11 protein-coding genes and 1 pseudogene are annotated in these 12,459 nt (G+C 68.4%); 8 read left to right on the top strand and 4 right to left on the bottom strand.

The annotated features are described in order from the left end of the window. The 3 genes from Q0379_RS08310 to Q0379_RS08300 form a co-directional block, all read left to right on the top strand. Positions 1 to 74, top strand: a 74-nt coding sequence (locus Q0379_RS08310; protein WP_299006948.1) for a hypothetical protein, incomplete at its 5' end; no start/stop codon positions are given. A gap of 228 nt (positions 75 to 302) precedes the next feature. Further along, complete coding sequence (locus Q0379_RS08305; protein ID WP_299006946.1) at positions 303 to 1,502, top strand: DUF418 domain-containing protein; 1,200 nt, start codon at positions 303 to 305, stop codon at positions 1,500 to 1,502. Between the two features lie 108 nt (positions 1,503 to 1,610). Further along, positions 1,611 to 1,829 (top strand): hypothetical protein, encoded by a 219-nt coding sequence (locus Q0379_RS08300; protein WP_066730250.1) that lies wholly within the window; start codon positions 1,611 to 1,613, stop codon positions 1,827 to 1,829. A 106-nt stretch (positions 1,830 to 1,935) separates the two neighbouring features. On the opposite strand, the gene Q0379_RS08295 is transcribed toward Q0379_RS08300, so the two are convergent. After that, positions 1,936 to 2,247: a hypothetical protein gene (locus Q0379_RS08295; protein WP_299006939.1), complete on the bottom strand. Its 312-nt coding sequence runs from the start codon at positions 2,245 to 2,247 to the stop codon at positions 1,936 to 1,938. Positions 2,248 to 2,481: 234 nt separating this feature from the next. On the opposite strand from Q0379_RS08295, the gene Q0379_RS08290 reads away from it, so the two are divergent. Then, positions 2,482 to 3,960 carry a M20 family peptidase gene (locus Q0379_RS08290; RefSeq protein ID WP_299006936.1) on the top strand — a complete coding sequence of 493 codons (1,479 nt, stop codon included), beginning with the start codon at positions 2,482 to 2,484 and terminating at the stop codon, positions 3,958 to 3,960. A 65-nt stretch (positions 3,961 to 4,025) separates the two neighbouring features. Further along, the gene (locus Q0379_RS08285; RefSeq protein WP_299006933.1) at positions 4,026 to 5,135 is read left to right on the top strand and encodes an aromatic ring-hydroxylating dioxygenase subunit alpha; all 1,110 of its coding nucleotides are present in this window, start codon (positions 4,026 to 4,028) and stop codon (positions 5,133 to 5,135) included. A gap of 235 nt (positions 5,136 to 5,370) precedes the next feature. On the opposite strand, the gene Q0379_RS08280 is transcribed toward Q0379_RS08285, so the two are convergent. Then, complete coding sequence (locus Q0379_RS08280) at positions 5,371 to 5,925, bottom strand: SH3 domain-containing protein (protein ID WP_299006930.1); 555 nt, start codon at positions 5,923 to 5,925, stop codon at positions 5,371 to 5,373. A 249-nt stretch (positions 5,926 to 6,174) separates the two neighbouring features. Between Q0379_RS08280 and Q0379_RS08275 the strand changes: the two genes are divergently transcribed. Continuing rightward, positions 6,175 to 7,581 (top strand): hypothetical protein, encoded by a 1,407-nt coding sequence (locus Q0379_RS08275; protein WP_299006928.1) that lies wholly within the window; start codon positions 6,175 to 6,177, stop codon positions 7,579 to 7,581. 242 nt (positions 7,582 to 7,823) lie between these two features. Here Q0379_RS08275 and Q0379_RS08270 read toward each other — a convergent pair whose 3' ends face one another. Next, on the bottom strand, positions 7,824 to 8,450 hold the full coding sequence (locus Q0379_RS08270; protein WP_299006925.1) for a glutathione S-transferase: 627 nt from the start codon (positions 8,448 to 8,450) through the stop codon (positions 7,824 to 7,826). A 124-nt stretch (positions 8,451 to 8,574) separates the two neighbouring features. Here Q0379_RS08270 and Q0379_RS08265 point away from each other — a divergent pair, with 124 nt between their 5' ends. Continuing rightward, entirely contained in the window at positions 8,575 to 10,269 is a 1,695-nt protein-coding gene (locus Q0379_RS08265) for an acyl-CoA dehydrogenase family protein (protein WP_299006922.1), read from the top strand. A gap of 186 nt (positions 10,270 to 10,455) precedes the next feature. Beyond that, positions 10,456 to 11,904, top strand: a pseudogene (locus tag Q0379_RS08260) (serine hydrolase); the annotation flags it as partial. Between the two features lie 271 nt (positions 11,905 to 12,175). Here Q0379_RS08260 and Q0379_RS08255 read toward each other — a convergent pair. Further along, positions 12,176 to 12,459: hypothetical protein (locus Q0379_RS08255; protein ID WP_299006919.1), on the bottom strand; the 284-nt coding region annotated here is incomplete at its 5' end.

Raw genomic sequence — 12,459 nt, 5'->3', positions numbered from 1 at the left:
CCGTCCTGGTCTGCGCCCAGCGCCCCGGCCTGCGCACCGTCGAGGAAGTGCAGGAACTCAGCGACGCGCGATAGGCCGGGCGGATTTCGATTTAGACATCCAATCTCCCCGGCGAATGCCGGGGCCCAGATTCATCCAGAACCGTTTGGGTTTTCGCGCCATCGCACGGCGATAGACTCCAGAACCAGCGGGTTCGATCTGGGCCCCGGCATTCGCCGGGGAAACCGGGGGGAACTTACAAATATAAATTGACTCTTGCCCCACCTCCCTCAACCTCGCATCGAGGGCATCTGGGGGAATGGATGGCGAAGGATCGGATCGTCCTGTTGGACGCGCTGCGGGGTCTGGCGATCCTGGGCATTTTCCTCTGCAACATCCCGCTGGTCTTCGCGCCCGAGATCGTCGCCGAGAGCATTCCGTTCTGGCCGCACGGCCAAGCGCCGGCCAGTCTGGCGGTGTGGTGGACCACCCAGGTCTTCTTCCAGCAGAAGTTCTACACGCTGTTTGGCCTGCTGTTCGGCGCCTCGATCCTGCTGGTCGGCGGCGAAGGCGGCGACCGCTCGCGCACGGTGATGATCATCAAGCGCCTGCTGGCCCTATTGGCCATCGGCCTGTTCCACGGCTTCGTCATCTGGCAGGGCGATGTGCTGTGGACCTACGCCGCGGTGGGCCTGGTCGCGCTGCTGGTCCGGGGCTGGAGCGCGCGTCGCCTGCTGACGGCGGGGATCATCGTCCACCTGGGCGTGAACGGCTGGATATTCTGGCGCCAGCTCAGCCGCGCCGCCCAGTTCGCCGCGCCGCCGCCGCCCCAGATGGTCGCCCAGATCACAAAGGAGGCGGCGGCCCAGACAGCCGCCTTCACGGGTGACTTCGCCGCTTCCCTGGCCCAGACGAGCCACAACTATTGGGAATTCGTCAGCAGCACGTGGCAAGGCGCTCCGGTGTGGCCTCTCAAGGTGCTGGCCCTGTTGCTGATGGGCATGGCCCTTTTCAAATCCGGACTGCTGAAGGGCCAGGCGTCGCCGACCACCCACAAGGCGCTGGTCGGGGTGGGCTTGGGAACGCTGGTCCTGGTGGCGGCGGTGTTCACGCTGTTCCTGGCGATCCCGTCGCATCCTTCTGGCCTGGGACGACTGGCTTACTGGATGCAGAGCGTCACCGCGCCCGTCGTCAGCCTGGGCTATCTGGGCCTGATGGTCCTGGCGATGAACGCCAAGGTCTGGCGCGCCATCCCCGATCTACTGGCGCCCGTGGGCCAGATGGCCTTCACCAACTACATCTTCGAGTCCGTCGTCATGACCACCCTGGCCTTCGGCGGTCGAGGCCCCGTGCTCTACGGCAAGCTGGACCGCCCGGCCTTGGCCGCCATCGTCGTCGTGACCTGGATCGTCCAGATCCTGGCCTCGCGCTGGTGGCTGAAGCGATTTTCCATGGGGCCGCTGGAGTGGGTCTGGCGATTGGCCTATCGCGGCCCTGCCCCACTGCGGCGCGGTCTAGCCTGACCCCCACGGGCCTTTTACCAAATACTCAACTCCGGCTGGCATGGTCGGGCCGTCTCGCGCCGGGGCTCATAGGGGGCGCATCCGGTCCGCGGGACGGAGGACTGAACCATGCCGATACCCATCGAGACCCTGGAGTCCATAGTCGACGCCGGCGGCGGCTTCGAGATCGACGCACTCGTCTACACCCCGGAGCAGCTGATCAGCTTCATCGGCAGGATGGACACCACCGCCGTGCTGCGGATCCGTAACGCCTGCGCCTGGCCGACGAGCCAGCTGCCCGTCGTGGCCCAGACCGCTCCGCCAGGGGTGGTCCAATACGTCTTCTAGAAACTACGCCCGCCGGGCTGGCATAGGATCGCGACCGCGTGCTTTGAGCGCAGTCCTATGTCCGCCTGGGGGGCGGCGCCGTCCGAGGGCCGCGGAGGACTGCCCCTCATCGTCGCCCTCGCCCGCCTCCCTTCAAGCGGTGGATGGCCCGCGCCGGCGGCGTCTCCCTCCCGTTTTCGGCGGCCGGCAAGGGCGACGGCATAGCCGACAAGGACCTCGCCGCCTTGGGCGCGGGGCTCATGGCGGCGATCTTGCGGGCGTGGGCGGCGAACTCGCCACAGGCCTTGGCCCGCTCGCGGGCGCGTTTGATCAGGTCGGGATCGTCGCTGTTCGCGATCGTCTCCCAGGCGGCGTCGAGGGCGGCCATCAGCTTGGCTTGCAGGCGGTCGCACCAGGTTTGGGCTTGGACTTGGGTCATGACCCGAGTTTGGGGCCGCTCCAGACCCCCGTGCGTAAGAAACCTGCGTTTTCTATCAAGGGCCTGAACAGGAACGCTTTTTCTCAAAAAACTACGAGCGTTGAGGTCCCTCCGCCGGCCAGCCTGTGGATAAATTTTCGCGTTCGACCAATTGCCAGAGGTCGCGTCCGACCGCACAGTCGCCCGAAATCTTTGGGGGCGACCTTCGGGGGAAGGTCGCGGGGGAGCGTAACGATGAGCTGGGGTGGTAAGGTCGCTTTGACGGCCGTGGGCCTGGTGCTGGGGGTGGCGGCCGTGGTCGCCGTCCGCACCGCGACGTTCAAGGCGCCGGCCCAGGCCGATCCGGCCTCGGTTCATCTGGCCGCCGCGCGGCCCGTCGACGTCGCCAAGGCCGCCGATCACCTGGCCCAGGCCGTCCGCTTCCAGACCGTCAGTCACCAGGACCGCGCCGAGGACCAGCCCGCCGAGTGGGACAAGCTGCACGCCTGGCTGCAGACGACCTATCCGCAAGCGCACAAGGTCATGACCCGCGAGGTCATCGCCGACCACACCCTGGTCTACACCTGGACCGGCTCGAACCCCGCCCTGCCGCCGATCGTGCTGATGGCCCACCAGGACGTGGTGCCGGTGACGCCGGGCAGCGAGGGTCAGTGGAAGCACGCGCCGTTCGACGGGGTGATCGCCGAGGGCGCCGTCTGGGGCCGAGGCTCGATCGACGACAAGGGCTCGCTGGTGACCCTGTTCGAGGCGCTGGAGACGGTGGCCGCCGGCGGCTTCAAGCCGCTGCGCACGATCATCGTGGTCAGCGGCCATGACGAGGAGGTGCGCGGCGTCGGCGCTCGCGCCGCCGCGGCCCTGCTGAAGTCGCGCGGCGTCAAGGCTCAGTTCGTGCTGGACGAGGGCATGGCCGTGGTCGCCGACCACCCGGTCACCGGCAAGCCGGCGGCCATCATCGGCACGGCCGAGAAGGGCTATGCGACGATGAAGGTCGTGGCCCCCGCCGCCGGCGGCCACTCGTCGGCTCCGCCCAAGGACGGCGGCGGCGTCGTGACCCTGGCCCGCGCGGTCGAGGCCATCCACGAGAACGGCTTCCCGATGAAGTTCCAGGGGCCGGGCGCGGACATGCTGAAGGCGATCTCGCCGCACGCCTCGCCGGTGGTGAAGATCTTCGCGGCCAACACCTGGCTGTTTTCGCCGCTGCTGGTCTCGGTGACGGCCAAGAGCCCGGCCGGCGCGGCCATGCTGCACACCACGATCGCCCCCACCATGCTGAAGGGCTCGCCGAAGGAGAACGTCCTGCCGCAGGACGCCACAGCCTGGATCAACTACCGCATCGCCCCCGGCGACACCTCGGCCACCGTGATGGCCCGCGCCAAGGACGCGGTCGGCAAGCTGCCGGTCGAGCTCTCCTGGAGCAAGACCCCGGACGAGCCCTCGGCCGTCTCCTCGACCAGCTCGGACGCCTGGAAGGTCCTGGCGGGCCTGGCCGGCGACGAGAGCGAGGCGCCGGTCGTGCCGGGCCTGGTCACCGCCGGCACCGACAGCCGCTACATGGGCGGCGTGGCCAGCGACGTCTACCGCTTCCAGCCGCTGGTGCTGAAGGTCGACGAGACCAAGATCATCCACGGCACCAACGAGCACCTGACGCTGGCCAATGTCGAGCGGATGGTCCGGTTCTATCAGCGTCTGGTCGAGACCGCCGCGTCCCGTTGAACGGCAAGCTTCAGCACGATTGTCGCATTGATCCGCGATAAGACCTTTTTCTCTGGAACCCGCCGATGCCCGCCGACGACGCCCAGATTCTGACCCGTACGGCCAAGCTACCCGACCGGTTCGGCGAGGGCTTCGTGCGCGACGCCTGGTACGTGGCCTGTCTGTCGCCCGACCTCAAAGCCGGCAAGACCGCCAAGCACGAATTTCTGGGCGAGCCCGTCCTGATGGGCCGCACCAGCAAGGGCGAGGCCTATGCGATCGGCGACCTGTGCCCGCACCGCGCCGCCGCCCTCTCGGCCGGCCGCGTGCATCGCGAGGCCGACGGGACCGACAGCATCGAGTGCCCCTATCACGGCTGGCGCTTCGGCGCCGACGGCGCCTGCAAGGCGATCCCGTCCCTGACGGCCGACAGCGAGTTCGACATCTCCAAGGTGCGGGTGCCGCGCTATCCGGTGGTCGAGAGCCAAGGCCTGGTCTGGATCTGGATGGCCTCGGACCCGCGCCGCGCGACCTCGCCGCCCGAGCCGCCCCCGACCATCCCGGGCGTCGTCGGCGGCAGGCCCAAGCTGGTCGACCGCCTGGACTACGACGTCCATGTCGACCACGCGGTGCTCGGCCTGATCGACCCGGCCCACGGGCCCTACGTCCACCAGCAGTGGTGGTGGCGCACCAAGGCCAGCCAGCACGAGAAGAGGAAGACCTTCCGCCCGTCCGAAGCCGGCTTCACCATGGTGCGGCACGAGCCGTCCAAGAACTCCAAGGCCTACGCCCTCCTGGGCGGCGAGCCGCTGACCGAGATCACCTTCCGCCTGCCGGCCCTGCGCTGGGAGCATGTGACGGTGGGCAAGCGCCAGGTGCTGGCCCTGTCGGCCATGACGCCGATCAACGCCGGCAAGACCCGCATGAACCAGATCATCTGGTCCGATCACTGGGCCTTCGTGGCGCTTTCTCCGATCATCCGCCTCGCCGCCCGCGCCTTCCTGCGCCAGGACGGCAAGATCGTCGACTGCCAGACGCCGGGCTTGAAGCACAATCCGCCGCTGATGTGGGTCGGCGACGCCGACGCCCAGGCCCGCTGGTACCACCAGTGCAAGCGCGAATGGGCCGGCAGCCGGCTCGAAGGCCGGCCGTTCCGCAACCCGGTGAAGGAACAGACGCTGCGCTGGCGGACGTGAGGATCAAAATCATCCGACCTTCCCGGCGAATGCCGGGACCCAGATTCAGCCTGGGTCTGGGGTGATTTCGCCAAAGGCCGGACAGCCATCGGGGTTCGATCTGGGCCCCGGCATTCGCCGGGGAAGTCGGCGGTTATACGCGAAAAAACCCGCCCGGCATGGGGGCCGGGCGGGCTCTCTCCTCGGAACGCGCCTTGAGGGACGGGTTCGGTCGCGCCCCGAAAACCAACCTCGATTAAGCGCGGTAGACGTAGGCGCTGGAGACGTAGCCGACGCCGACGCCGTCCTGGCCGACCAGGATCCACTTGCCGTCGCCGGTGCGACCCAGGGCCTGGAAGGTCTCGCCCGAGCTCACCGCGCCGAGGCGGGGCGCGCGGGTCGTGGCGGCGGCGCGCAGGTTCAGGGTCGAACGGGCGACGTACTTGTGGCCCATCTTGACCAGCGGCTCGGCCTCGACGTTCTGGGCGTAGCGATAGCCGCCCGACTTGTAGACGCCGCCGACCGCCTGTTCCGCGCGGGTCTTCTGCATGTTGCAGCCGACCGCCGAGCCGGCGCCCGCGCCGACCAGGGCGCCGATGGCCGTGCCGGTCCCGCGATCGCCCTTGCCGGCGATCTGATTGCCGGCCAGGCCGCCGACGAGGCCGCCGATCAGAGCGCCGACCTCCTGCTTGCCGCCCGAGGCCTTGCAGCCGACGACGCCGGCGCTGGCTTGCGGGGCCACGCTCATGCTCAGGGCCGCCGCGGCGGCGCCGAGGGTCAGGGTGATGGTCTTGGTCTTGGTGCCAAACATGAGAGAACTCCTTCGTCCCTTGGAATGTCGCCGGGGTCAGCAACCCCGTGAGACAGACCATGGCAGGGTGAAGCTGAACGGCGTCGGCGACCCGACTGACAGAGTTCGTTCATGTTGGATTTTTCTTCGCCGGCTCGCGTTGCTTCGCGCGAAACGCGTGTTTTCCATCGATACACTTGACAGGTGCATTGGACGAGCGCCTCATCTCCCGGACGAGGCGCGAGGCGCCCGGGCCTATAGGGGGCGAACATGCGTAGGATCGGTCTTACCGCGACGGCCATCGCCGTCGCGCTGGGCGGCGGCGCGTACCTGGCCAAGTCCGCTGTTTCCAAACCCACGGCAAAGCCGCTCGTCGGCGTCGCCACGGTAACGCCCGTGCCGCTGCCGACGGGACCGGACTATCCCGTGCCGCAGGTGAAAATCGACGCCTGGATCGTCGCCGGCGACACCACCGCCATCCGCGGTCACGCCTGGAGCTTGTGGCAAGCCATGGCCGCGCCGTCGGGCCAGTTCTTCAACGGCCAGGAGCTGCCGATCTGGGAAACCTGGGCGACCGGGGACGACGTCTTCCCGACCAGCTCGGCCGCCCTGAAGGCCGCCGGCGCGCCGCGCGCCGCAACCCTGGCCGCGCGCCTGGCCCGGCCCCGCGCCATTCGCCACTTCCGGACGCCGAACCAGTTCCATCACGCGGCGCTCAGGAGCGGCGCGCTGAAGAACGGGTCGATCCTGGGCGTTTCCAGCAGCACGGTCACCACCAAGTTCAGCCCGGAGGCGGCGACCTTCATCGATACGCCGCAGCCCGGCCCCGGCGGGACCTACAACTACTCCAGCGGCGCCAGTCTTCTGAAGCTGAACGCCGCCTGGCCCACGAGCGCGACGCCCGAGCAGCGCGGGATCAACCCCTTCCCGGTCCAGGGGGTCGAGCTGAAGCCTGTCTACGGCGTGGTCAAGGCCACGGGCCTGACGATCCAGCCGCTGTGGCAGGGTCCCGCGGGCTCCACCAGGCCCTCCAACCCAACGCCTGACACCTGGACGACCTGCGTCCTGATTTCGCCGACGGGGACCGGCCCGGTGCGGCCGGCGACCAAGGCCGAGATCGCCTCGGCGGGACCGCCCGGCGCGTGCACGACCTTCCTTTGGGCGCCGCTATCGACCTTCTACGCAGTGCGGCTCAGCGCCTCGGAGGCCAAGGAGTTCGCGACCGCGACCGGAAAGCCCGTCGCCCAGGGCGACTACGCCGTCCTGCAGGCGATGCACGTCAACACCAAGGAAATCCCGTTCTGGACCTGGCAGACCTTCTGGTGGCAGCCGGGCGCCGACACGCCCAACGGCTTCCCCGGCAGCAAGCAGAACCAGCCCGCCAGCCTGGGCGCGCCGTGGAACAACTACGCCGCCTGCGCCGCCTACAGCCAGACGACGACGGTCGGCGGCTCGACCATGCAGGTCTGCTTCAACCCCTATCTCGAGACCGATCCGAGCATCCCCGTCGGCATCACCTCGAATTGCATGAGCTGCCACGGCGTGGCGGTGGTGGGCCAAGGCGCGACCTATCCGTCGAACTACAACAAGCCGATCGCCTTCTTCACCGATCCGACCTACTTCACGACCCAGAACACCCACACCGACTTCTCCTGGGCGGTGGCGGACGCGCAGTAGCGGCGCGGGACGACATTCGACATCGCTGGGAGACCAAGAACTTGCCTTCCTGGGCCTCGTGCCCAGGACCCATGCCAGAGGCGGGCTCAGACGACGAAAGTAGCCAGGGCCGGAAGGCCAAGGTCGCTGGTCGGGATTCCGCGGCGGCGGAACCATGGGTCCTGGGCACAGGGCCCAGGAAGGCGGGAATTGATGTCGATCTGTCCTACGGCGGCTTGATCATCACGGGCACCCTGACGGCCTCACGCCCCCAGCGCGTACGGCCCGCTCTTGTCCAGCGCCGCCTTCCAGGCCGGACGAGCGTGCATGCGCTCGATCCAGGCGGCGAGGTTCGGATAGTCGGCCAGCTTGCCCATGGCCTTGGCCACCTCGGGCACGAAGCTCATCTGGATGTCCGCGCCGGTCAGGCTGTCGCCGACGAAGAACTGCCGGCCCGCCAGGCTCTGGTCGACGAAGGCCAGGTGGTTGGCGATCTCGGACTGGATGCGCGGGTGCAGGGGCGCGCCCGCCTCGCCCAGGCGACCGACATACATGTTCAGCAGCAGCGGCAGCATGGCCGAACCCTCGGCGTAGTGCAGCCACTGCTGGTAGAGGTCGTAGTCGGCGCTCTTCACGTCCGGCGCCAGGCGGCCGCCGCCGTGACGGCGGATCACGTAGTCGATGATCGCGCCGGACTCGATGATCACCTTGCCGTCGTCCTCGATCACCGGCGACTTGCCCAGCGAATGCACGGCCGTCAGCGAGGCCGGCGCTAGGCGCGTCTGCGGGTCGCGGGTGTGCTGGACGATCTCGTAGGGCAGGCCCAGCTCCTCCAGCAGCCACAGGATGCGCTGCGAGCGCGACTCGTTGAGGTGGTGGACCTTGAGCATCGGACTCCCCGCTTTTTTGAGTTTTATGTTGCAGCGCGGCATTGCTCGCAGATGCGAAATGCGCCACGGTGAAAGAAAACAATTGTTTGGCGCAAAACATCTGTTTGGCCAAGGGGAGCAAGCCATGACCACGACCCTCGCGCGCGACAACGCCGAAAACCTCGTCCTTCCGGGCCTGCTTGGCCTGCTGCGCGAGGCCGCCGATGCGGCGGGGCTGTTCGTGGCCGAGGCCAAGCCCGCCGTCCTAGCCCACATCGCCCCCGAAGGCGGCAAGGTCGACCGCAAGCTGGCCGACGTTCACCAGCACCGCGTCCACGGCTATGGCTGGTACGCCTCGTACGCCGAACTGCTGAACCAGGTCGCCGGCTGGGCCGAGCGGCTGGAGGCCGAAGGCCGGTTCGGCGAGATCGAGGCCCTGCTGGCCCAGCTGCTGTTCTCCGAATACTGCGCCCAACTGGTCGGCGGCGTGCCGATGAACCAGGGCGAGATCGTCCGCCCGGCGCATCTGGTCGAGGACCGGGCCGTCCTGAACCGCCTCTATTCCAACGGCCTAATGAAGCTGATGGTCGAGGGCGGAACCCAGGCCGTGAAGAGCCGCATCGCCCAGCGCCTGGCCGAGGCGCGCGGCCGGCCGACGCTGGAGAACACGGGCCTCGACGAGACCTTCGAGATGATCCGCGACCAGTTCCACGCCTTCGCCGAGGAAAAGGTCACCCCCTTCGCCCACGAGTGGCACCTGAAGGACGAGCTGATCCCGATCGAACTGGTCGAGGAACTGGGCGAGCTGGGCGTCTTCGGCCTGACCATCCCCGAGGAGTACGGCGGCAGCGGCATGGGCAAGACCGCCATGTGCGTGGTCTCCGAAGAGCTGTCGCGCGCCTGGATCGGCGTAGGCTCCCTGGCGACCCGCTCGGAGATCGCCGGCGAGCTGATCCTGACCGGCGGCACGGAAGAGCAGAAGCAGTACTGGCTGCCCAAGATCGCCAGCGCCGAGATCCTGCCGACCGCCGTCTTCACCGAGCCGAACACCGGCTCGGACCTTGGCTCCCTGCGCACCCGCGCCGAGCTGAAGGGCGACCAGTATGTCGTGACCGGGAATAAGACCTGGATCACCCACGCCGCCCGCGCCGACGTGATGACGCTCTTGGTCCGCACCGATCCGGCCACCACCGACTATCGCGGCCTTTCCATGCTGCTGGCCCCCAAGCCGCGCGGGACCGACGAGGCCCCCTTCCCGGCCGAGGGCATGACCGGGGGCGAGATCGGCGTGATCGGCTATCGCGGCATGAAGGAATACGAGCTGGGCTTCGACGGCTTCACCGTCCCCGCCGCGAACCTGCTGGGCGGCGTCCCGGGCCAGGGCTTCAAGCAGCTGATGGCGACGTTCGAGAGCGCCCGCATCCAGACCGCCGCCCGCGCCGTCGGCGTGGCCCAGGCGGCGCTCGAGGTCGGCCTCGGCTACGCCCTCGACCGCAAGCAGTTCGGCCAGGCGATCTTCGAGTTCCCGCGCGTGGCCAACAAGCTGGCCATGATGGCGGCCGAGATCATGGGCGTGCGCCAGCTGACCTATTTCGCCGCCGCCCAGAAGGACGAGGGCAAGCGCTGCGACCTCGAGGCCGGCATGGCCAAGCTGATCGCCGCCCGCGTCGCCTGGGCCGCCGCCGACAACGCCCTGCAGATCCACGGCGGCAACGGCTTTGCGATGGAATATGCGGCGAGCCGCCTGCTGGCCGACGCGCGGATCCTGAACATCTTCGAAGGCGCCGGCGAGATTCAGGCCCAGGTGATCGCGCGGCGGCTGCTGGACGGCGGGAACTGAGAGAACGCCCCCTCCACCGCTTCGCGGTCCCCCTCCCCCGTTTCACGGGGGAGGATGGTCTTCCTCCTCACCCGCAAAGCGGGGGAGGTGGCGCGATGCGAAGCATCGTGACGGAGGGGGCGCTCACGCCCTTGTCCGCCGCCGGAGCATCAGCTTAGCCTCGCGTCCTTATCCGAAGGACACGCCATGCTGACCACGACCCGCCGCTCCGCCCTCATCTCGGCTCTGGCGACCACGGGTCTGGCGGCGTTCGGGAGCCGCGCGGGAGCTCAGGAGACCGGCGCCGTCGGCGCGGCCGTCGACAAACTGGCCCAGGACGTGATGGCCGCCTTCCCCGACCAGCCGGGCCTGGGGATCACCGTGGTCGAGAACAGCAAGGTCACCCTGGCCAAGGGCTATGGCGTCAAGACGCTGGGAACCCAGGACCGCTGCGACGAGAACACCGTCTTCGGCATCGCCTCGAACACCAAGGCCATGACCGCGGCCCTGATCGGCATGCTGGTCGAGGAGGGCCGCCTGGCCTGGGACGACCCCGTCACCAAGCACCTGCCGGCCTTCCAGATGAGCGACCCGATCGTCACCAAGCTGATGACGGTCCGCGACCTCCTGGTCCATCGCAGCGGCCTGACCCTGGGCGCGGGCGATCTGATGATCTGGCCGGCGCCGACCCACACCCGCGCCGACATCGTCGCAGGCCTGAAATACCTGCCGATCGGCGGACAGTTCCGGGGCGGCTACGCCTACGACAACGTCCTCTATGTCGCCGCCGGGGCGGTGATCGAGGCGGTCTCGGGCAAGAGCTGGGAGGAGATGATCAAGACCCGAATCTTCGATCCGCTGGGCATGACCAGCACCGTCTCCAGCCCGGCCCTGGTCGACAGGTCGCGCCGCGCCTCGCCGCACGCGCGCCTGGGGCCGCCGACCCGGGGCATGGGACCTCAGAAGGTCCTGCCCTTCGACAACAGCTTCGACGCCGCCGCCCCCGCCGGCGGCGTGAACTCGACGCCCAAGGACATCGCCCGCTGGATGCTGACGCAGCTGGGCCTGGGCATGACGCCCGAAGGCAAGCGCCTGTGGACCGCCCCCACCGCCCGCGAGATGTGGAAACCTCACACGATCACCACTTGGTCGGACGGCCCGATCGACGACAACCCCGTCCGCCCGTCGATCCAGGCCTATGGCCTGGGCTGGTTCGTCCAGGATCACCGCGGCGAGCGCCTGCTGTGGCACACCGGCGGCCTCGCGGGCTTCATCTCCTATACGGGCCTGCTGCCGGGCCGGAAGTCCGGGATCATGGTGATGACCAACGCCGAGGAGACGCCGGTGCTGCGCGCCCTGCGCTATGGCGGCCCAGACCGGCTGCAGGGCCGGAGCGACTACGACTGGATCGCCTCCAGCAAGCGGGTCCAGGCCGAAAGCGAGACCCAGCTGCGCAAGGACCTGGCCAAGGCCACCACGCCGCCCAGCGGCGGCGCCAAGCCCAGCCTGCCGCTGGAGGCCTATGCCGGCGTCTATCGCGACCCCTGGTACGGCACGGTGACGATCAGCGTCGTCGCCCCCGCCGGAAAAAAGGGCGGCAAGGCGAAGGGCCTCCACGTCTCGTTCGACAAGACTCCCGCCCTGCGCGGCAAGCTCGAGGCCAACAAGACCCCATGGGAGGAGTGCGCGACGTGGGAGAAGCGCGGATGGTGTGTGATCCGCAAGGCCACGACCATGACGGCGCGCGAGTGGTCGGAGACGTGGCACAGGCCAATGCTCGGCGACGCCGACGAGCCAGTCACGCGCACCATGATCGTGAACGACTACGAGATCCCGATCTTCACCCAGGACCGCGTCTACATCGAGCGGCACGTGTACCTCAACCTCGGAGGAGCGGAGGCATCACGATGAAGATCACGATCGCCAGTTACGACCAAGCCGACGCCATGCTGCGTTTCGGCCAGCACAGCGTCACCCACGTCATCCAGCGAAAGAGCGTGGTCGCGAAGAGCGCGCTGACCCACTGCGTCAGGCCCTCGAAGCGATAGAAGTGGTCGAGGTTCATCGCGTAGTAGAGCGAGTCACCCGCCATCCACACCCCACCGGTCTTGAGCATGCCGGTGGTGATGTAGATGGTCGCCAGCTGCAGCATGATGAGCTTGCGCGGCCACGACGGGATCAGCCGATAGACCGCCTGCAGGCCCTGCGGGT

This window comes from uncultured Caulobacter sp. (assembly GCF_937900395.1).
Classification (GTDB): Bacteria; Pseudomonadota; Alphaproteobacteria; order Caulobacterales; family Caulobacteraceae; genus Caulobacter.
The sequence above is the reverse complement of the archived record's forward strand: the minus strand, read 5'-3'. Positions and strand labels throughout refer to the sequence as shown.